Origin of the sequence: Flavivirga spongiicola (assembly GCF_030540825.1) — a bacterium.
Classification (GTDB): Bacteria; Bacteroidota; Bacteroidia; order Flavobacteriales; family Flavobacteriaceae; genus Flavivirga; species Flavivirga spongiicola.
This window is the reverse complement of sequence record NZ_JAUOEO010000001.1, coordinates 2,952,256-2,973,158: the sequence shown is the minus strand read 5'-3', so window position 1 is coordinate 2,973,158 and position 20,903 is coordinate 2,952,256. Positions and strand designations below refer to the sequence as shown.

General features: G+C 32.8%; 15 protein-coding genes. 9 read left to right on the top strand and 6 right to left on the bottom strand.

Going from position 1 to position 20,903, the window contains the following annotated elements; all coding sequences use genetic code 11:
- Window positions 1-11: 11 nt before the first annotated feature.
- From Q4Q47_RS11870 to Q4Q47_RS11850, 5 genes are all read right to left on the bottom strand, one after another.
- The gene (locus tag Q4Q47_RS11870; protein WP_303306872.1) at window positions 12-656 is read right to left on the bottom strand and encodes a phosphoadenosine phosphosulfate reductase domain-containing protein; all 645 of its coding nucleotides are present in this window, start codon (window positions 654-656) and stop codon (window positions 12-14) included.
- On the bottom strand, window positions 644-901 hold the full coding sequence (locus Q4Q47_RS11865) for a DUF2061 domain-containing protein (protein ID WP_303306871.1): 258 nt from the start codon (window positions 899-901) through the stop codon (window positions 644-646). The genes Q4Q47_RS11870 and Q4Q47_RS11865 overlap by 13 nt, the downstream gene beginning before the upstream one ends.
- 169 nt (window positions 902-1,070) lie before the next feature.
- The gene (locus Q4Q47_RS11860) at window positions 1,071-1,484 is read right to left on the bottom strand and encodes an RrF2 family transcriptional regulator (protein ID WP_303306870.1); all 414 of its coding nucleotides are present in this window, start codon (window positions 1,482-1,484) and stop codon (window positions 1,071-1,073) included.
- A gap of 520 nt (window positions 1,485-2,004) precedes the next feature.
- A complete protein-coding gene (locus Q4Q47_RS11855) occupies window positions 2,005-2,724 on the bottom strand; it encodes a LytR/AlgR family response regulator transcription factor (protein ID WP_303308466.1) in 720 nt (239 codons plus the stop codon).
- Complete coding sequence (locus tag Q4Q47_RS11850; protein WP_303306869.1) at window positions 2,724-3,803, bottom strand: sensor histidine kinase; 1,080 nt, start codon at window positions 3,801-3,803, stop codon at window positions 2,724-2,726. The genes Q4Q47_RS11855 and Q4Q47_RS11850 overlap by 1 nt, the downstream gene beginning before the upstream one ends.
- A gap of 640 nt (window positions 3,804-4,443) precedes the next feature.
- On the opposite strand from Q4Q47_RS11850, the gene Q4Q47_RS11845 reads away from it, so the two are divergent.
- The 9 genes from Q4Q47_RS11845 to Q4Q47_RS11805 all read left to right on the top strand — a co-directional run bounded on the left by Q4Q47_RS11845 (window position 4,444) and on the right by Q4Q47_RS11805 (window position 20,236).
- Entirely contained in the window at window positions 4,444-5,412 is a 969-nt protein-coding gene (locus tag Q4Q47_RS11845; RefSeq protein ID WP_303306868.1) for a glycoside hydrolase family 130 protein, read from the top strand.
- A 3-nt stretch (window positions 5,413-5,415) separates the two neighbouring features.
- Window positions 5,416-5,805 carry a DOMON domain-containing protein gene (locus Q4Q47_RS11840; protein WP_303306867.1) on the top strand — a complete coding sequence of 130 codons (390 nt, stop codon included), beginning with the start codon at window positions 5,416-5,418 and terminating at the stop codon, window positions 5,803-5,805.
- A 63-nt stretch (window positions 5,806-5,868) separates the two neighbouring features.
- Window positions 5,869-8,145 (top strand): GH92 family glycosyl hydrolase, encoded by a 2,277-nt coding sequence (locus Q4Q47_RS11835; RefSeq protein ID WP_303306866.1) that lies wholly within the window; start codon window positions 5,869-5,871, stop codon window positions 8,143-8,145.
- A 38-nt stretch (window positions 8,146-8,183) separates the two neighbouring features.
- Window positions 8,184-9,116 carry a N(4)-(beta-N-acetylglucosaminyl)-L-asparaginase gene (locus Q4Q47_RS11830; protein ID WP_303308465.1) on the top strand — a complete coding sequence of 311 codons (933 nt, stop codon included), beginning with the start codon at window positions 8,184-8,186 and terminating at the stop codon, window positions 9,114-9,116.
- Between the two features lie 99 nt (window positions 9,117-9,215).
- On the top strand, window positions 9,216-11,522 hold the full coding sequence (locus tag Q4Q47_RS11825) for a GH92 family glycosyl hydrolase (RefSeq protein WP_303306865.1): 2,307 nt from the start codon (window positions 9,216-9,218) through the stop codon (window positions 11,520-11,522).
- Window positions 11,523-12,859: 1,337 nt separating this feature from the next.
- On the top strand, window positions 12,860-13,408 hold the full coding sequence (locus Q4Q47_RS11820) for an RNA polymerase sigma-70 factor (protein ID WP_303306864.1): 549 nt from the start codon (window positions 12,860-12,862) through the stop codon (window positions 13,406-13,408).
- A 97-nt stretch (window positions 13,409-13,505) separates the two neighbouring features.
- Complete coding sequence (locus Q4Q47_RS11815) at window positions 13,506-14,657, top strand: FecR family protein (RefSeq protein WP_303306863.1); 1,152 nt, start codon at window positions 13,506-13,508, stop codon at window positions 14,655-14,657.
- 152 nt (window positions 14,658-14,809) lie between these two features.
- Window positions 14,810-18,466: a SusC/RagA family TonB-linked outer membrane protein gene (locus tag Q4Q47_RS11810; RefSeq protein WP_303306862.1), complete on the top strand. Its 3,657-nt coding sequence runs from the start codon at window positions 14,810-14,812 to the stop codon at window positions 18,464-18,466.
- Window positions 18,467-18,493: 27 nt separating this feature from the next.
- Window positions 18,494-20,236 carry a SusD/RagB family nutrient-binding outer membrane lipoprotein gene (locus Q4Q47_RS11805; protein ID WP_303306861.1) on the top strand — a complete coding sequence of 581 codons (1,743 nt, stop codon included), beginning with the start codon at window positions 18,494-18,496 and terminating at the stop codon, window positions 20,234-20,236.
- A 101-nt stretch (window positions 20,237-20,337) separates the two neighbouring features.
- Here Q4Q47_RS11805 and Q4Q47_RS11800 read toward each other — a convergent pair whose 3' ends face one another.
- The gene (locus Q4Q47_RS11800) at window positions 20,338-20,751 is read right to left on the bottom strand and encodes an MBL fold metallo-hydrolase (protein ID WP_303306860.1); all 414 of its coding nucleotides are present in this window, start codon (window positions 20,749-20,751) and stop codon (window positions 20,338-20,340) included.
- Window positions 20,752-20,903 lie beyond the last annotated feature (152 nt).

The window sequence follows — 20,903 nt, the reverse complement described above, 5'->3', positions numbered from 1 at the left end:
TGTTTACTATTTTAAGCATGTAAACCACACTCTCTATTCTCTAATGCTTTTGTTGGGTCGAAATATTTAAACTCGTTTGTTAAATTATTGTCTTCTAAATAGCTGTCTAATTTTTCATCAGACCAATAATAAAATGGGCTTACTTTTAAGACACCATCTTTACTCAAACTAAAAATCCCAATACTATTTCTAAATGCTGTTTGTCCTTGGCGTAGGTTTGTAAACCAAACGTTAGGTTTATGTTCATCCATGGCTCTTCTAAAAGGCTCTAATTTTACTTGTTCTGTAAACAAAGCGTGTTCCGGAGCATCTATACTTGGAATTCCCATAACAACATCACGATGTGATGATGTTTGCTTTGGCACATATAAAAAGACATTTAAATCTAAATCTTTAATTACCTGCTCTGCATGTTTGTATGTTTGAGGTGTATTATATCCTGTATCGCACCAAACCACCGGTACTTTTACTTCAACCGAACTTACCGCATGTAAAATAGCTGCTTCATAAGGTCTGAAATTAGTGGTTACTACCGTTTTATTATTAAGCTCAAAAGCTTTTTTAATAATTTCTATTGGTGATGCATCTTTAAATGCCTCATTCAATTCTTGTATTTGATTTTCTGTAAACATCTTCTTTCTAATTATTTTCCCCATTTAATCTTATTCCAAACTCTCTCATGGAAAAAGTATAACACCATTTTAGTTAAAAAATCTACAGACGCTATAAGCGAGGCTACTGTTATTTCTTGAGTTAACACATAAGAAACAATTAATGTATCTAGAGTCCCTATAACCCTCCAACTTAAAGCTTTAGCTATACTTCTGATAGGTTTCTCACCAGTACTATCAACTTTATAAGTAGATTTTTCTTTATTTTTTAATAACATCTGTGCTATCATTTGTCACTGTATTATATTAATCCTATCGATTTAATAGGAATTACAAAAATAGAACTTTTTCTTAAGTGACAAAAATTATTAACTATTTATTTGGAATAATGGAATATTTTAAGGTTAATAAACCAAATTTTAAGAGAAAATCGATTTATTTTATGAAGTTTTCATCACTTTAAGATCCAGACAGATCTTCTAAGGTATTATTCCTTAGTACTTTTAAGGTATTATCACGTACTTGAATCATAAGTTTATGAACACTACACTCATGCTCATCCGGACAGTCATCACATTTCTCATAAAAATTCAAACTCACACAAGGCACCATGGCAATGGGACCTTCTAAAACACGCATAACATCAGACATTTTAATTTGAGCTGGTTCTTTTATAAGATAATACCCTCCGTGTTTTCCTTTTTTTGAACCTAAAAAACCCGATTTTCTAAGCGTAAGCATAATACTTTCCAAAAATTTCTGTGGAATATTTTCACTCTTTGAAATCTCACTTATTTGCACAGGATTATCCCCTTCGCTTTTGGCTATATAGGTTAGTGCTTTTAAGCCGTATTTAGTCTTTTTGGATAGCATGCTGCTAATATACTCAATTTAAGGTTTGTTACAAATGTTACATAATGGCATTCGTCATTCTTTTAGTTTTTAAAATCAATTTTTTTATTAATATCTGCGAAGCTCTTTTTGGTTAAAGTACTTCTAAATTATAATTAAAAGCAATGAATTCTTCTTGATTTTTCTATTTCCTAAAACCTATCGAACGGCACGAACGGCTATAATTCGTCCATATTTCGTTGCTTTTTTATGCTTAGTGATACTATCCTTTCAAAAGGATCTCATCTGAACAAATTTTATCTCATTTTCGGTTAAAAACAAAAAATCAGGGTGAGTTCAATCTAAAAAAAGCTAAAAGGTGTCATTCTGAGATTAGAGGCAAAAAAATTACCATGTATATATGACGTAATGCCTGGTCGAGATCTTTTTGAAAACCTCTTGATATGGCACTAATAAATAATAGCGCTAGTGGGGACACGGAAATAGAACAAGATCTCAAATAAAAACCCGCAAGTAATGATTGAGATTCACATAAAAACATTTATTCATTTGAAGCATTATTTTTTAAAATAATGCTTTTCACTTCGTTTAAATAGCTTCTCCCAATGGTATATCTTATACCTTCTATCTCAAGACTATTACCTTCAACAGTTTCTACTTTTTCAATCGGAATGGTATAAGAACGATGTATTCTTATAAATCTGTCAGAAGGCAACTCATCAGTAAAACTCCCTAAAGTTTGGTGTACAATATACCTATTTGTATGTGTCGTTATTTTTATATAATCTTTTAAACTTTCTACAGATAAGATTTCATCTAAATAAACTTTTGCCATTTTCTTTTTATCTACTTTAACAAAGATAAAAGCCCTATCATTATGCGCAACAGCTACACCCTTAGTCTGATTATGTGCTTTAAACGCTTTGTTTATGGCCATAATAAACCTATGAAAAGGGATCGGCTTGACTAAATAATCCAAAACTTCCAATTCATAACTTTCTACCGCAAACTCTTCATGAGCAGTCGTTATAATAGTCAGCGGTTTCTTATCTAAACTTTTTAAAAGATTCAAACCGTCTAATAAAGGCATATTAATATCTAAAAAAAGCAAGTCGATAGTATGATCCCTTATATAATTAATACTTTCTACGGCATTGCTAAAAGTGTTCAGCAACTCCAACCCTGTGGTTTCCTCTATATAACTTTTAATAACATTGATCGCCAATGGTTCATCATCTACAATAACACATTTCAAACTCATCATACTTTAATTTTAAGATTCACAACGTATTCTTTACCATCATTATTGATATCAAGGTAATATTCACCTTCATTATAACCTAATTCTAATCTTTTTTTAACATTCCCAATACCAATTCCCCCCGTCGTCGTTTTTACAATATTATTATTTTTTTCAGTCGGAATAGGATTTGAAATTCTAAAGTGAAGAAAATCTTCAATAACATTAAAATCTATATTTATATTTACCTCTCCAACATTTTTATTAGCTCCATGTTTAAAAGAGTTTTCTATAAAAGATAACAAGAGCATTGGGGCTATTTCTTTACCTCCTATTTCTCCAGAAATATTTATATTTATTTTTAACTGATCCCCGTATCGAATACGTTCCAAATCCAGATAACTTTGAAGACACATTATTTCTTTAGTTAAGCTCTGCCTTCTTTGTTTTGTTTCATACAAAAGATACCTCATTAATTCCGATAATTTAAGAATGATTTTTGGGGCTTTATCAGATTTCTCAATCGTTAGTGCATAAATATTATTTAAAGTATTAAAGAAAAAATGTGGTGAAATCTGGGTTCTTAATAATCGTAACTCCGTTTCTAGTTGCCGTTTTTCCATATCCAGAAGCCTTTTATGCTCTCTAATCCAATCAAATGTTACTTTTATAGCTGTTACAAAAGTTACAACATACAACTCTCCTAACATCATTTCAATAACATAATTTAAAGTCAATGTAGAAGTTGTTCCAGGACCTTCCGGCCACACATTACTACTAACTAAAAAGTATGTTAAATTGAATTTTAATATGACCATAAAAAACAAAGCAGCAACTAGGGCTATACCATAGATAAAGTATCTACGTGTATAAATAAACTTAGGCATTAAGTAGTAAACGTTAAAATAACATAATGTCATATGAATAGAAAACCCTAAAATCGTTGTTTTAAAAGCATATTCATAGTCATTAAAATAACTCCCCCATCTAAATGTGGTAAACAAAAAATAGACCAACCAAAATATAACATGATGCTTAAACGTAATATTAAAATTATTGCTATCATTTATATTAATAATATCCTTAATTTTTTGAAACATAATACTATTCGGTTTTTAGGGCGTTTAGCTTTCTACACTTGTTATTGGTCTAAAAATATTTGCGCAATAAATAAAATTATAAATATTTAATATCATTAATGAATGCACTAAAAAATTATTAAGTAGATAGGTAGTTTTTAAAAGTGTATTGACGACAAATATAAGTAGAACAAATATAGAAAAAAAGTACGCTATCATCTCTTGTTTTTTCTTTTTACAGATCACACAGAACTTGTAATCAATTACTTGTATTACATGTAGCTGTTTATGTTTTGAATAGTAGTAGAAAGTAAACATATTGAATGTTTTTAAATCAGATGACATATAAGTTCTTAAACATTTTTATAAAATCACAAAACCATGGGGTTTTAGATACCGATTATTAAAAAAACTCAAAAAACGGGTCCAAATTTTGTTCCAAACAAATCATATAAAAATGGATCTATTTAATTCCCTTATAGGAATTTTTGGTAAATGGTCTTTGTTTTATTTCCAATATATTTAATCATCAAAGAATACAATAGTTTGTATATTGTTATTGGAATTATGGTGATAACATCGTTTATTTTAAAACGAATCTGGTATAATAAATTAAACTCCAAAAGCAAAAATATTAATATAATAAAAGCTATAACAAATAATGAAACTAAAACTACCCTGGCAAGAGAGACCACAAAAGTGTCATGAAGTCGTATGGAGATATAATGAAAATCCAATAATTAAGAGAGACGCCATACCTACATCAAATAGTGTTTTTAATAGTGCCGTAGTACCTTTTAAAGATGGCTATGCAGGTGTTTTTAGGTGTGACAATAAAGCCGTGCAAATGAATATTTTTGCAGGTTTTAGCAAAGATGGAATCAATTGGGACATAGACCATCAACCTATCGACTTTAAAGCAGGCGACATAGACAAAGTTCAAGGAGATTATAAATACGACCCAAGAGTTGTTTTTATAGAAGATCGTTATTGGATTACTTGGTGCGAAGGACATAACGGTCCTACAATTGGAGTCGGTTACACATTCGATTTTATAGATTTTTTTCAGTGTGAAAATGCTTTTCTCCCTTTTAATAGAAATGGGGTATTGTTTCCAGAAAAGATTAATGGAAAGTATGCGATGATGAGTAGACCAAGCGATAATGGTCATACACCATTTGGTGATATCTATTTAAGCTATAGTCCAGATATGAAATATTGGGGAGAACATCGACATATGATGTCTCCAACACCTTTTAAGGACAGTGCCTGGCAGTGCACAAAAATAGGTGCAGGGTCGGTTCCTTTTTTAACAGATGAAGGCTGGCTTATGTTTTACCATGGCGTTATTACTACATGCAGTGGTTTTAGATATGCTATGGGATCAGCTATTTTAGATAAAGAAAACCCAAATATTGTAAAATATAGAACCCAGCCTTATCTCTTAACGCCTTCAAAATTATATGAACAAGTCGGAGATGTACCTAATGTTATTTTTCCATGTGCCACATTACAAGATTTAGAAGCAGATAAAGTTGCAATCTATTATGGTGCAGCAGACACTGTGGTTGGTTTAGCTTTTGGTTACATAAGTGAGATTATTGAATTTACAAAACAAAATTCTTTATAGCTTATGTATAAATTAAATGCGACATATTTTTGGGTTAAAACTATAAACTTTCTTTTCGTATTTATAATTTCTATTTTAGCCAATGATGAAATAAACGCCCAAAGTAAAACACAAGAAAATATTCTCAATATATATATAAACAATCATACAAAAGAAAATATAAAGGTTAAACCTGCTACTTATGTTGATAGTGCATTGAACAATCCCAATGACATAGATAAAAAATGGCGTACAGAAATAGCCATTCCATTAGCCCCTTTCAAAACATCTTTTTCTCAAAAAAAAGCTCTCAAAGATGATTTTTGGCCTATGAATTTTTCTAGGGTTCATTGGGAATTTCAATTAGAAAAAGGAAAATATCAACGTAAAACGAATTATGTTCGGTATTCTTAAAAACGCATATATAAAGTGGCTTCTATATAAGCTCTACAACCTATTAAAAAATAAAAACGGTGTATGAAAAATCTATGCGTTTATCTTTTTATTATTGTTTCTCTATTCGCTTGTAAAAAAGAAGCACAGCGCACAGCTAACACAAAAATGTTAGTCGATTTTGTAAACCCCTTTATTGGTACCGATGGTCCGGGAAACACATATCCTGGAGCTACAGTACCTTTCGGAATGGTACAATTGAGTCCTGATATAGGAATTCCCGGTTGGGATAGAATAGCGGGCTATTTTTACCAAGATTCAATCATTACAGGGTTTTCTCATACACATCTCACAGGAACGGGAGCAGGCGATTTATACGATATCTTGGTCATGCCAATCAATAGTAGATCCAATAAAAGGATACAAGCCAATAATTTTAAACCATTTTCATCTTTTTCACATAACCAGGAAAAAGCATCTCCAGGTTATTATACTGTAGATTTATTAGATTATGGTATAAAAGCCGAGCTAACAGCAACAGATAGAGTTGGAATACATCGTTATACATTTCCAAAAGATGAAAATACAGAAATACATGTCGACTTAGGTTACTCTTTAAATTGGGATAAACCAACCCATACTTACATTGAAAAAGTAAATGACTCTACCATTCAAGGCTATCGTATGTCAACAGGCTGGGCTAGAAATCAAAAAGTGTATTTTCAGATGCAGTTTTCTAAACCATTTTCTTCTCTCAGCTACTATAAAGAAGGTGAGGTGAGTGTTTCCCCTACTAAAGGCAACACTAAAGTTGTACTTAAATATCATATTGAAGATGATGCTAAAATAATCGTCAAAACGGGTTTATCTACTACAAGTTGCAAAGCGGCAGCCCATGCCATAAAGGCAGAAACGACAGGCTTTGATTTTGATTTTCATCGAAAAAAAGCCCTATTGGTTTGGGAACAAGAGCTTCAAAAAGTTAAAATACAATCTCCGGATGAAGACAAAAAAAGCATCTTCTATACCATGATGTATCAATCCATGTTAGCGCCCACATTATTGAGTGACAGAGATGGCGGTTACAAAGCTGCTAATGATGAAAATGGAAAGTATAAGAAAGGCATGGATACGATTTCAAAGGCTGAGGGGTTTCAACGTTACGACACCTTTTCACTGTGGGATACCTTTAGAGCGGCCCATCCTTTATATACTATTACGCAGCCAGAGCGCGTTCCAGATATGATAAAATCACTCTTAGCTCATTATAAAGAAACAGATGAACTTCCTGTTTGGTCCATGCAAGGAAGTGAAACCAATATGATGATTGGCTATCATGCCGTTCCCGTTATTGTAGATGCCTATTTTAAGGGGTTTGATTTTGATTCAGAACTCGCATTTAAAGCTTGTAAAGCCAGTGCGATGGTTAACGATCGGCAAATAGATATATATAAAGAGTTAGGATATATTCCAGTAGATGATCAACATGAAAACTGGTCGGTTTCAAAAACTATGGAGTATGCCTATGATGATTGGTGTATTGCCATGTTTGCTAAAGATTTGGGCAAACAAAAGGATTATGAATATTTCTTGAAACGTTCAGAAAATTGGAAAAACCTATATAATGAGAATAACTCATGGATGCAACCAAAAGACACCAAAGGACATTTTATTAAGCCTTTTATTCCTAAAGAATACTCGCCTTATTTCTGTGAAAGTAATGCGTGGCAATATTACTGGTTTGTGCCACACAATATTGATGAATTAATTAATAAAACAGGTGGAAAAGAACGTTTTGAACAAAAAATAGATTCCATGTTTTCTTATTATCCGGAAGCTCATGATAAACTACCACTATTTAGTACGGGTATGGTTGGGCAATACGCTCATGGAAATGAACCCAGTCATCATGTAGCTTATTTATATAATTATTTAGGAAAATCATCAAAAACACAAAAGTTAGTTCGTCAAATTTTAGAAGAACAATATAAAAATGAACCTGATGGGCATTGTGGAAATGAAGATTGCGGACAAATGTCATCATGGTATATTTTTAATTCATTAGGCTTTTACCCTGTTAATCCAGCACAAGGTATTTATCATATAGGGATCCCTTTATTTGAAGAATCATCAATTCATTTACCTAATCATAAGACATTTAAAATAACAACAACTAACTTCTCTGATCAAAACAAATTTGTGAAAAAAGTTTCTTTAAATGGAAAACCTTTAAAAAGGGTTTATATAACACATAAGGAAATTGTTAATGGCGGTGTTTTGGAGTTTATAATGTCAGATACTCCCAATGATGATTTTTTCAAGAAAGTAGAAATACCCGAACCAAATAAAGTATATAACTAATGAAAAAAACAATTGCAAGCCTGTTTGTATTAGTAGCAATGTTTTTAATTGTTCTTAATTACCAAAATAAAATAATTAGTCTGAGCATCGTTAAACCTGTTGTAATTTCTACATGGAATCATGGCATCGCTGCTAACAATGAAGCCTGGAAAATCTTGGCTAATGGAGGTCATGCTTTGGATGCTGTAGAGCTAGGTGTGAAAACAGCTGAAGCAAATCCAAATGTTCAAACCGTTGGATTAGGAGGTTTTCCGGATAGAGAAGGCTATGTCACTTTAGATGCTTGCATTATGGATCAATATAACAATTGTGGTTCGGTAGCATTTTTACAAAACATAAAACACCCTGTTTCTGTGGCGAGAAAAGTTATGGAAAAAACACCACATGTTATGTTAGTGGGCGAAGGTGCTTTGCAGTTTGCATTAGAAGAAGGTTTCGAAAAAGAAGATTTATTAACCGAAAAATCAAAGAAAGCTTACGAAGCATGGCTATTGAAATCGGAATATAAACCTGTAATTAATATCGAAAACCACGATACTATTAGCATGCTGGCCCTGGATGAAAATAGAAATCTTTCTGGAGCTTGTACCACCAGTGGGGCTTCATGGAAAATGCATGGACGTGTTGGAGATTCGCCGATTATCGGTGCCGGGTTATTTTTAGATAACGAGATTGGCGCAGCGGCAGCTACAGGAATGGGAGAAGCCATGATGAAAACAGCTGGTAGTGCGATGGTAGTCGAATTAATGCGTCATGGAAAATCACCCTACGAAGCGTGTAAAGAAGTTGTTGAACGCATATACAAGATTTATAAAGGGCACCCTGATTTAGAATGGTTGCAAGTTGGTTTTATAGCTTTAAATAAACAAGGAGAACACGGGGCTTATTGCTTGCGTTCAGGTTTTAATTATGCCATTCAAACCAAGAAAATTAAAAACAAATTGATTAATGCAGATTTTAAAATACAATAAAAACAAACTCATGAAACATCCATAACTAAAACCTGATACTCAAGGGAATGATTAAATGGATGTCGCATGTGACAGATAAAAGACAATAAATACAAACACATGAAAATACATATAGGATTTATAACGGCTTGTTTTTTAATACTTTCATGTCATGAAGGTAAAAAACAAAATGAAGTACTTACTCAAGTTGATTTAATAGATTATGTAAATCCACTTATGGGTACCGATTCTGATTTTAGTCTTTCTAACGGCAATACATATCCAGCCATCGCAACACCTTGGGGAATGAATTTTTGGACGCCAATGACTTCCAAGATGGGTGACGGATGGACTTATAAATACCACGATAAAAAAATAAGAGGCATCAAACAGACGCATCAACCGAGTCCTTGGATAAATGATTACGCGGCATTTTCTCTTATGGCTATTACAGGTGATCTAAAATTTAAAGAAGACGAGCGAGAATCTTATTTTTCACATAAAGCAGAAACGGTTCGTCCAGATTATTATAGTGTCTATTTAGCAGATTATGATATTGTTGCAGAGGTAGCACCTACCGAACGAGCTGCTCAGTTTCAATTTACTTTTCCTGAGACCGACAAAGCTTACATCATGCTAGATGCCTTTTTTAAGGGCTCCATGGTGAAAATTATCCCTGAAGAGCGAAAAATCATTGGATATTGTAGAAATAATAGTGGTGGTGTTCCTGATAATTTTCATAATTACTTCGTGGCAGAATTTGATAAAGATTTTGAACTAAATCATACTTGGGGTAATGATTGGACATTAGTAGAGAACAGCACAAATAATGAAGGTGAACATGTTGGTGCTATCATTGGTTTTAAAACCAAACGCGGCGAACAAATTCATGTAAAAGTAGCATCTTCTTTTATTAGCCCAGAACAAGCACAATTGAATTTGAACAGAGAAATAGGGAGTAAAACGTTTGATGAAGTAAAAGCAGAAGCCACCAAGGCTTGGGAAAAAGAATTGGGTCGTATTGAAGCGTTCTCTTCAAATAAAGAACAACTAAAAACATTCTATTCTTGTTTGTATAGAGTACTGTTGTTTCCTAGAAAATTCTATGAATTTAATGCTAATAACGATGTTGTGCATTACAGTCCATACAACGGAAAGGTACTACCGGGTTATATGTTTACGGATAATGGGTTTTGGGATACCTTTAGAGCGGTATTTCCATTCTTTAATATGATGTATCCCGAACTAAATGGTCAGATCATGGAAGGTTTGGCAAACACTTATAAAGAATCGGGTTGGCTTCCCGAATGGGCCAGTCCGGGCCATAGAGATTGTATGATTGGTTCAAATTCGGCGCCTATAATTGCAGATGCACATTTAACAGGCGTTGATGGTTTTGATAAAGAATTACTATTCGAAGCAATCATAAAAAATGCAACCGTGGCCGATGGTCGTCCAGTAAATAGTGTTGGTCGTGCAGGTATTGATTATTATAATGAGTTAGGTTATGTACCCTACGATGTTGGTATTCATGAAAATGCAGCAAGAACCTTAGAGTATGCCTATGCTGATTTCACAATAGCACAAATGGCAAAATCACTTGGTAAAAACGATGTCGCTAAAAAGTATTATGAGAAATCTTTGAATTATAAAAATCTTTTTGATCCATCAAATAATTTAATGCGGGGAAAAAATAAAGACGGAAGTTTCCAGTCGCCTTTTAATCCTTTAAAATGGGGAGATGCCTTTACCGAAGGAAATAGTCTGCATTATACCTGGAGCGTTTTTCATGATGTGCAGGGGTTAATCGATTTAATGGGAGGCGATGAAAAATTTGTGGCAGCTTTAGATGGTGTTTTTAATATGCCTCCAGATTTTGATGCTTCGTATTACGGATTTACTATTCATGAAATTCGCGAAATGCAGATTGTGAATATGGGTAATTATGCACACGGAAACCAGCCCATACAACATATGGTATATCTGTATAATTATGCCAAACAACCTTGGAAAACACAAGCTAAAGTTCGTGGCATTATGAATAAATTATATACGCCCACTCCAGACGGGTATTGTGGTGATGAAGATAACGGACAAACATCTGCCTGGTATGTTTTTAGTGCTTTAGGGTTTTATCCTGTAGCACCGGCAACGAATCAATATGTTATGGGAAGTCCACTTTTTGACAAGGTAAAATTACATCTTCAAAATGGAAACACATTCACAATTTCTGCTAAAGGAAATAAAAAGAATAGTCATTTTATTCAAAACGCAAGCCTAAATGGAAAAGCGTTTAATCAAACTTGGGTGACAACTCAAACCATTCAAGATGGTGGAAGTTTGAATTTAGAAATGGGAATACAACCAAATATGAGTTGGGGAATTTCTAAAGAGGCTGTTCCCTATTCATTGAGTCATACCAAATAAAAAAGTATTTATGACCCTATCTTTTTATACAAAATACACCTGTTACCTTACTGTTTTTTTGTTTTGGTCTCAGGTTCCTCTTTGATTATATTAAAGGACAGGAACATAGAACCAGTAGAAAAGTAAGCGAATTATTGAAAAAATATATTAAAGACATTCAAATTAATGGAAAGCCACATGAAGGCTATTTTATTTCACATAAAGCATTAGTAAATGGGAGTACTAAAGATTAACTTGAAATAAATTATCATGTATAGCATAGAACAGCGACAAACCTATGTAAGAATATCAAAACAATTGGTAAGAGACACATACAACAAAAACTGAACTTGCAACAAAAAAGTGGATCATATATAGGGATTTTCGGTTAAACTAATTAATCGCCATTTACGAATTCAGCACATCTACCCAATAAAACTTAGCGTTTTAACAATTTAAAATCAACTTATTTGTTTATTCTTCAATTCAGCAATCTATAATAGATAAACATCCTAGGTCTTTTTAGAATTGTCATTTGTCGAAATAGTTTAGGTTTTTACTTCCTTTTTAATTACTTTAGTTTTTTAACTAAAAAAACTAAAAATTATGATCCACAAAGCAACTAAGCTACTGTTTTTACTTTTTTTATTCTGACTTTTAGAGTGTTGAAGCTAAAACTACGGTAACAGAAACTATCCCAGATGTTTATACTGAAATTCTTCTAACAAGGAACTAATATTATTGTGAAGAAAGTCAAGACTGATGCATCATTAGATTTTTAAAATCATTCTAGTATTAATTTTTAACATTGATACTTTTGCTTTGATTACTAACCAATAGAAATCGTTGTTAGATACAAGACATAGTGGCCATCATCCCTTTGATGGAAAGTAGTATATTCTGTACAAAAAATTGAAAAAACAATTCTCTCACTTGGGATAATCAACTCTTAATTGTTGTGAACCTGTCAAATTTTAGGGTTATTTCTAAGTATATTTTAAAACCAGAGCATTAAAGCTCTTTCGATTTTTTAGGAATATTATAATAACTTTGAATTTCACCAATCGATGTCCGAATATAATTGATTGTAACTATAATATTTCTCGGTAAAATAATACAAAAATAAACAAACGTACTTAGCCAAGTGATTATAAAGATTGTAAATATCCATCAGGTTCCTTGCTTAATTTCACGAAATTAGCGTTTAGCTTATAATCTTTGAAATATAAAATGAAAATCACTGTTTTTTTATATTTATATTTGAAAAAACAGAAGTACTTTAAAAATATTACGATTCTAGTTGAGAGGGATAGAATTATTTGAAATGTTAATTTAAATTATTTAATCTTTAGAAGATCTTGTTAAAAAAAACGAATCAACTAAATAGAAAAGAATATAAAGCATTATTTAATGCATATTACACCTCGTTGTGTTTATTCTCAAATAAATACATGAATGACGTTGAGCTTTCCAAAGATGTTGTTCAGGATGTATTTATTAATATTTGGCAAAAAAAAACAATTCCTAAAGAGAAACTTGCTACAAAAGCCTATCTGTATACCGCTGTTAAAAATAAATCCTTAGATTATCTTAAAAGTAAATATCAAAGGGTAAAAAGTGACCAAACTTTAGACGATATAAAAAAATCTGAGAAAGATTCTTTCTTTTTAAGAGAGGTTGTTGTTGTAGAAGCTTCAGAAATTATAGAAAAGGCTGTAAACACTTTGCCTATTAAGTGTAAAAGAATTATAAACTTAAGCCTTAAGGGCCTATCAAACAAGCAAATAGCAGAAGAGTTATCAATATCTACTAGTACAATAAAAACGCAAAAAAAAATCGCATATCAAAAAATGCGCCCTTTATTAAAAGATTATTTTTTACTATTATTAAGTCCTCTTTTTTTATAAAAGTAAAAAAAAAAAAATCTTTTTTAGTCCTTTACTCCTTTTCCATCGTTTATATAATATAGACCTATTATTATAGTTTTAACAGATGGATAAATTTGTGAAAAAAATTATTGAAATATTAGAATTGTCGAAAAGGATTAGTAATTCTATTCTAAATAAAGATAATCCAGACAATAAGGATATTGCGCGTTTTTTTGAAAAGGAAGATCGAGAATACATCATAAATAACTTAGTTGATAAAGAAAAACTAAGAGAGCAATATCTGTTGAGAAAAAAGATCGAAAAATCAAAAAGCGAAAATTGGAAAAAGTTAGAGAAAGGTAAAAAAACTAATATTCGTTATTTGGTTTTTTTGGGGAGGGTAGCTGCTATTTTTATAGGACTCTTTACAACTATTTATTTCATACAAATAAAAAAAGCTCCTAGTAATGAAATTCAAATCTCAGAAGAAGTAATTAAACTAAAGGTTGGAAAAGATAACATAAAAGTTATTAGACAAGGGGAAACCAGAGAAATAGTTGCTGTGTCAGGAGAAGTTCTTGGCATTCAAAATGGCAACAAAATTATATATCATACAAATCCTGAGATAAAAGAATTAGTATATAACGAATTAGAGGTACCATATGGCAAAATTTTTGACATAGAATTATCAGACGGTACAATAGTCCATTTAAACTCAGGTACTTCAATAAAGTATCCCGTTAATTTCTTAAAAGGTAAAAAAAGAGAGGTTTTTATTGACGGTGAAGCCTACTTTGATGTAGCTAAAGATATTAATCACCCCTTTATTGTTAATGCAGATTCGGTAGCTGTAGAAGTATTAGGAACATCATTCAATATATCTTCATATAAAGAAGATACAGAAATAAAAACGGTATTGGTCGAAGGAAAGGTCAATATGTATAATACACATTCTCCTAATAATAAGATTATTCTTAAGCCTGGCTATAAAGGAGCTTGGAATAAATCGGAGAAGCATACTTATGTAGAAGAAGTTGATACAGGTCTCTACATAGGTTGGATAAGCGGTGAACTCATTTTCAGAGGATCTACATTCAATAATATGGTTCGAAAATTAGAGCGCAGATATAATGTTTCTATTAGTAATAATAATGTAGATCTTCAAAACAAAAAATTCAACGCTAGATTTAGTGTGAACGTTGAAAACATACAAGATGTTATGGAATCTATAAATAAGATATCTCCTTTTGATTATAAAATTATAGATAACCAAATAATAATATACTAACTAAAAAAAACAATAATGCCTATGATATAAAACAAACTTTACTAAAATTATACAATTTATAGAAAAATCGGAAAATGGTTCCAGCATTTCCCGATTCATAAAATGAATTAAACGATGTAACACTAATTAACCATTTAAAACATAACGAAAATATGAAAAATTTCATTAAAGAAAGGCGTTTAACAGGCTATTTCTTTCCTAAAATTGACTTAAAAATGAAGTTGACTACATTATTATTAATAGTTTCTTTATTTAAAATTGAAGCAAATACGTACTCTCAAAATACCAAACTTACATTAGATATGTATCAGGTAGATGTAGAAGCTGTTTTTGATAGGATAGAATCAATTTCAGAATTTAGATTTCTATTTGAAAGTGATAAGATTGACCTTAAGCGTAAAGTAAGTATAGATGTAAAAAAACAAAAGATTTCTGAAATATTGAAGTACTTGTTTAAATGGTCTGATATTGAGTATCAAATACGCGATCGTCAAATACTGTTGAGCAAAGCGAAAAAAGAACCTACAAAAGATAAGCCAATAATTTATGAGGATAAGATAAAGCAAACAACAACAGTAACAGGAACAATTACTGATGTAAATAGCGGAATCCCTCTTGCTGGAGTAAATATTATTGTAAAAGGAACATCAAACGGAGTGTCATCCGATTTTGATGGAAACTATTCTATTAATGTCAAAGATCAATCGGCAACTTTAGTGTTTTCTTTTGTTGGGTATACAACCAAAGAAATAGCAATTAATGGGCAATCAACTATTAATGTTACCATGCACGAGAGTACAGAAACCTTAGATCAAGTTGTGGTAACCGCATTTGGCATTAAACGTGACAAGAAATCGCTGGGATATGCCGTTAGTAGAATTGAGTCAAAAGATATTACGGTAGCGGGCGTATCTACAAATCCTGTTTCAAGTTTATATGGTAAAGCCTCAGGGGTTGGTATTACAACCAATGCGGCAGGACCAACGGGGGCTGTAGATATTAAAATACGTGGTGCTGCAGGTTTAGAATCATCTGCAAATACGAGACCTCTATTTGTAGTGGATGGTATGCCTATATATGATTCTGGATCTAGTATGGCAGCAAGAGGCTATGATCCTTTAAACTCATTTGATTATGGATCTGGTATCAACGACATTAACCCGGAAGATATTGCATCTATAGAGATATTAAAGGGAGCAAAAGCAACCGTACTTTATGGTGGTGAAGGTGCAAATGGCGTGGTATTAATTACAACTAAAAAAGGTTCTGGCACTAGAGGCCTAGGAGTGAATATTAATACGCAATACACTTATGAAATTCCAAGAACATTTATCGATTTTCAAAATGAATATGGTACAGGAACTAGCCAATATACTACACAATTTGAAACATTGCCCGGTGGAGGTCAAGGACCAAGACAAAATGTTTGGAGTCGATTTAATTGGGGACCTAAATTTGATGGCTCACCTGTTCAATTTTTAGATGGCTCAATAAGACCTTATCAAGCTTATCCTAATAACTATATTGATTTGTTTAGAAACGGAAGTAACGCTATCCATACAGTAGCCATATCTGGTGGGAATGAAATAGGTAATATGCGTGTATCTTATACAAATCAAGAGTATCAAGGATTACTTCCTAATAACTACCAAAAGAAACATGTTTTTAATGTTAGCGGAACTCTAAATGCTTCAGATTTTGCGAGTGTAGAAATAAACACCAACCTTTATAAGATAAAAACACATAACAGACAGCCTAATCTTCAGAACATTGTAGCTTGGGGAATTAACAGAGATTATGATTTTAATGCTATAAAGGACTTATATAAAAATGATGATGGTTCAAGGTTTAATGCTGAAGATACCGGATGGCCTGGTCAATTTGCTCCGACTTATTTAATGGACGCCCTTTGGGAACAATATGAGAATAGTGATTTGGATGATAAATTTCACTTAATAACTTCTCTTAAAACGACCTTAAATTTTACTGATAAATTGTCATTTATCGGCCAAATTGGATTGGATTATACCGATACTGATTTTACAACTAAAAATCCAATTACAAGATTTGAACCAGAAAACGCTGGTGGACGCTATTCTTATGGGCGTGATAATATTTCTGTAGAGAATTATCGAGGGATTTTAAATTATGACTTTAGCTTATTTGATGACCAATTAAAAATATTTTCATTTGTTGGAGGAGAATATAGAAAGGCTACTTTTAAAAGTATCAATGTAGCAACTTTTGGTGATTTAAGGTTTCCTGATTTTTGGTCACTTAACAACGAACAAGATTGGCCAGATGGAAGTAGTAGAGGACGTGTAAGAGGGCATACCTATGGATCCCAGGTTACGTATAGTGCTTTCGGATCGACAACACTTTCATGGAAAAATGATTTATATTTAGAACTTCAGGCTAGAAATGACTGGTCTTCTACTTTACCTCCAACAGATAATTCATTTTTCTATCCGGGCGTTGGTTTAAGTTGGAATTTTACGAATACCTTCGATATTCCTTTTATAGAATACGGTAAATTAAGAGCAAGTTGGGCAGATGTAGGTAGAGGTGCTCCGGGTGGTTTAACTAGCTACTTTGCTAACAGATCTTTTGGTGTTGGCGGTGTAAATAATACGGATGCACTTACAGTAAATTCTCCATCTTCCTTATTTGCCGGTAATTTAAAACCAGAGCGTAAAAGAGAATTTGAAATTGGTTTTGATGCGCGCTTTTTAAAAGGGAGCAGACTAGAAACTAGTTTTTCTTTTTACCATAATAACATCTATGATCAGATTATGGGTGTAGATTTATCCCCAACCACAGGAGCGGGAGATATTAAGATTAATGCAGGTAATGTTGCTAACTGGGGTTACGAATTATTGTTAAAGGGAACACCGTTATTAACCGATAAATTCCGATGGGATCTTACTTTTACTGCAGCTAAACAACAATCTGAAGTAAAAAAACTATATCCAGGGATTACACAAAAAATAACTGGAAGTGTTGGTAACAGCATTGTTCAAATAGCAGAAGAAGGCAAGCCTTTTGGAGAATTACATATGTTCGATTATCTAACGGATGGTCAAGGAAATAGAGTTGTTGATAATAATGGTTATTATGTCTTAGATCAATCAGAATTAAAGGCTGTGGCAAATACAACGCCTGACATTTTTGGAGGGTTTTTAAGTGATTTTTATTTCAAGGGCTTTAATTTTCACATAGGATTAGATTACAAGTATGGCTCTACGATATTCTCTCGTTCTAACTACTATTACTTAGGTATGGGTATTACTAAAGAAACTTTACAATATCGTGATGAAGCACATGGTGGTTTAGCATATTATATAGATCCTAGTGGAGAAAGAATACCGTGGCAACATAGTCAGCCTGCTCCAGCTGATGCTACAGATGGTAGAGTATATCATGATGGTGTTATTAACCCTGGGGTTGTTAATGTTGGTACAGCAGACAATCCTGTTTATCAGGAAAACGATAGAATTTTATCAGCATACGAGCGTAGCTTAATATATATAAACGATTTAGGGCAGAATTATGCGCCAGATGGCTTGCATAAAAATGATTACATTAAGCTACGGGAATTATCATTAAGTTACACATTACCTAAAGACTTAGTGAATAAAGTTGGTATGCAGAAAATGACAGTTTCTTTTCTAGCCAGAAACTTATTTTATTTATATAAGACCATACCTAATATAGATCCTGAATCTACTCTCGGAACAGATTCTTGGGTAGAAGATTCTGCTTACCCAACAGCAACTTCATTAGGAATGGGACTGAATATTAGTTTTTAAACAAAAAAAATATAAAAGACACATATTATGAAAAAAATAATCTTATTAATGCTTTCCATGATGATCTTTTGGTCTTGCCAAGACGTCTTGGAAGAAGAATTTCAAAACCCACAGCAGTACGAGCCAGAACCAGACCAATTAGCTTCTGGATTATTTACCAATGCCTTATTACAATATAAGTTTTTTATTAAAGATTATGGTGAATACTGGTGGCAATTAGGTGGTAATGGTATGCCAAGCTATGCACAAATATCGTCTCGTTATATCACACCAAGGTATTCATGGTTTATTGATTACGATGATGTAACTAATGGAAATGGTTTTAGTCAAAGCGGATTCAATTGGTTCAATGATTTTTATCTTAGAATGCGTAACTGGGGTATTATTCAAGATGTATTAGAAGGACTAAGTGGGCAAGAATATGATGATAGTGTCGTCTATTTTAAATTAATATCTATTGTAAAAGATTGGGCTGCACTTAGAAATGTAGATTTGTATAACTCTATCCCTTACCTACTTGCATTTAAAGGGTCTCAAGGTGAATTTTTTACCGAGTATGATGATCCTGAGGTGATCTATAAAACGATATTAGATGATTTAAAATCTATTGCGGATGAGTTACCTGGGATATATGCAAAAATGTCTCCCGATGGTATTGCAACATTGCAAACGCAAGATATTGCGTTACAAGGTGATATTGACAAATGGGTACAATATGCAAATGCTTTGCGTTTAAGATTTGCTGTAAAATTAGCGAGTGTAGATGCGTCATTTGCTAACGCTCATATTAGCGATGCGATTACCAATTTACCAACTCAGGATTTAACCTTTGATTTACCACACATTGATGCTGCAGCCGCACTTCCTGGAGGTGGTACGTGGCAGAGAGGTCTATACGAAAGACCATATGTGACCTTTATTCCTAATATAATAATGAACAGGATGAACTTTCATAATTTGGAATATGAAGAGGATATAGATGACCCAAGATTACCAGTTATAGCATTCCCAACAAAGTATAATGATTATAGAGGCGTATCTTTAGATGCTGATGGGCAAAATCAAGGCTATGTGGATGGTGATAGATATTATGCTTGGGCTGATGATTTGGAATCATCTTCTACAAATAATGCAAGATCTATGTACAGCCATGTTACATTAACTCATAATAATGTGCCTGCAGATATGATTACACTTGGAGAAATAGATTTGTTATTAGCAGAGGTAGCCGCAAAAGGATTAGTACCTACAGGAAAAAATGCTGAAGACCATGTGGAAGATGCCGTTATGCATTCTACAGATTTTTGGTATAACCTAAATTCTTTAAGTGGTTACGGAGCTGACTTTATAGGACCATGGGCAGATCTTATTCGTCCTGTAAAGCCTAGTAGTGCTATCATAAATTCTTACGCTGGAAAAGTAAAGAACGCCTTTAGCGCAGCAGGAAATATAGACAATCAAATGGAAATTATTATGCAGCAAAAATATATTCATATGAATTTATTGCGTCCAATTGAATTATGGAGTGAGTTGAGAAGAACAAGACATCCAAAATTAGAACCGATGACGTTTCAAGGGAAAGTTATGAAACCACAACCAGAGCGGTTAATGTATCCTGCTTCTGAATTATCTACAAATACTGACGCTTTCTTGAAAGTTATAGACCAAAATAACTGGACCTCTCCAATTTTCTGGAGAACCGATGCTAGTACATATTATCGTAATGATTATGTAACGTTTAAAACATCGTTATTACCAGATTTTAATTAGGTTAGGTATTAGTTTTTAGATTAATTTTAGAGGAGATTACATTAAGTGTAGTCTCCTCTTTTTTTAACGAATTCAACATCTACTCCCCCGAGATTACGTTTTTATCCTTGAGTCAATAACAAAGTAGGATACACAAGTTGAGTAGATTCGATTGTATCTTTTGTCACACGTGAATAAAATTTAACATCTTCCTGTCCATACCTTTTCATTGTTGTTAACGTTTCATTACTTGCAACAATTTCAGCATTCGTACCTGTAAACGCCACATTACCTAGCCAATGATCTGCATGACTATGCGAATTAATCACCCAGCGAACCGGTTGGTCAGTGACCGATTTAATGACTCTTTTAATTTTGTTACCGATTAATTCAGAGGACCCAGTATCAAAAAGCAATACCCCATTTCCAGTAACAACAAAGTGAATATTGGAATTCCAACCTTTGTTTTCAGGGGTAGGTAATCCGGTTGATGGAGAAACAATACTATAGCCATTTTCGGTAATGGTGGTTACCACAAAGTCAGAATTAACATGCGCTGCCCATGAGCTGTTAGCTATTAATACAATTAGGTAAGGGTGATTATAATTTTTTCAATTGACTCTTTAACTTTTTCTTTATTACTCATCGGTTTCGAGTGTTTTTTTATGTTGAGTAACAATAGAATATG

Excerpts from the sequence above, each read along its gene's own strand:
- Q4Q47_RS11870 (WP_303306872.1), bottom strand. The coding sequence starts at position 656 with ATGGGGAAAATAATTAGAAAGAAGATGTTTACAGAAAATCAAATACAA.
- Q4Q47_RS11865 (WP_303306871.1), bottom strand. The coding sequence starts at position 901 with ATGATAGCACAGATGTTATTAAAAAATAAAGAAAAATCTACTTATAAA.
- Q4Q47_RS11860 (WP_303306870.1), bottom strand. The coding sequence starts at position 1,484 with ATGCTATCCAAAAAGACTAAATACGGCTTAAAAGCACTAACCTATATA.
- Q4Q47_RS11855 (WP_303308466.1), bottom strand. The coding sequence starts at position 2,724 with ATGAGTTTGAAATGTGTTATTGTAGATGATGAACCATTGGCGATCAAT.
- Q4Q47_RS11850 (WP_303306869.1), bottom strand. The coding sequence starts at position 3,803 with ATGTTTCAAAAAATTAAGGATATTATTAATATAAATGATAGCAATAAT.
- Q4Q47_RS11845 (WP_303306868.1), top strand. The coding sequence starts at position 4,444 with ATGAAACTAAAACTACCCTGGCAAGAGAGACCACAAAAGTGTCATGAA.
- Q4Q47_RS11840 (WP_303306867.1), top strand. The coding sequence starts at position 5,416 with ATGTATAAATTAAATGCGACATATTTTTGGGTTAAAACTATAAACTTT.
- Q4Q47_RS11835 (WP_303306866.1), top strand. The coding sequence starts at position 5,869 with ATGAAAAATCTATGCGTTTATCTTTTTATTATTGTTTCTCTATTCGCT.
- Q4Q47_RS11830 (WP_303308465.1), top strand. The coding sequence starts at position 8,184 with ATGTTTTTAATTGTTCTTAATTACCAAAATAAAATAATTAGTCTGAGC.
- Q4Q47_RS11825 (WP_303306865.1), top strand. The coding sequence starts at position 9,216 with ATGAAAATACATATAGGATTTATAACGGCTTGTTTTTTAATACTTTCA.
- Q4Q47_RS11810 (WP_303306862.1), top strand. The coding sequence starts at position 14,810 with ATGAAAAATTTCATTAAAGAAAGGCGTTTAACAGGCTATTTCTTTCCT.
- Q4Q47_RS11805 (WP_303306861.1), top strand. The coding sequence starts at position 18,494 with ATGAAAAAAATAATCTTATTAATGCTTTCCATGATGATCTTTTGGTCT.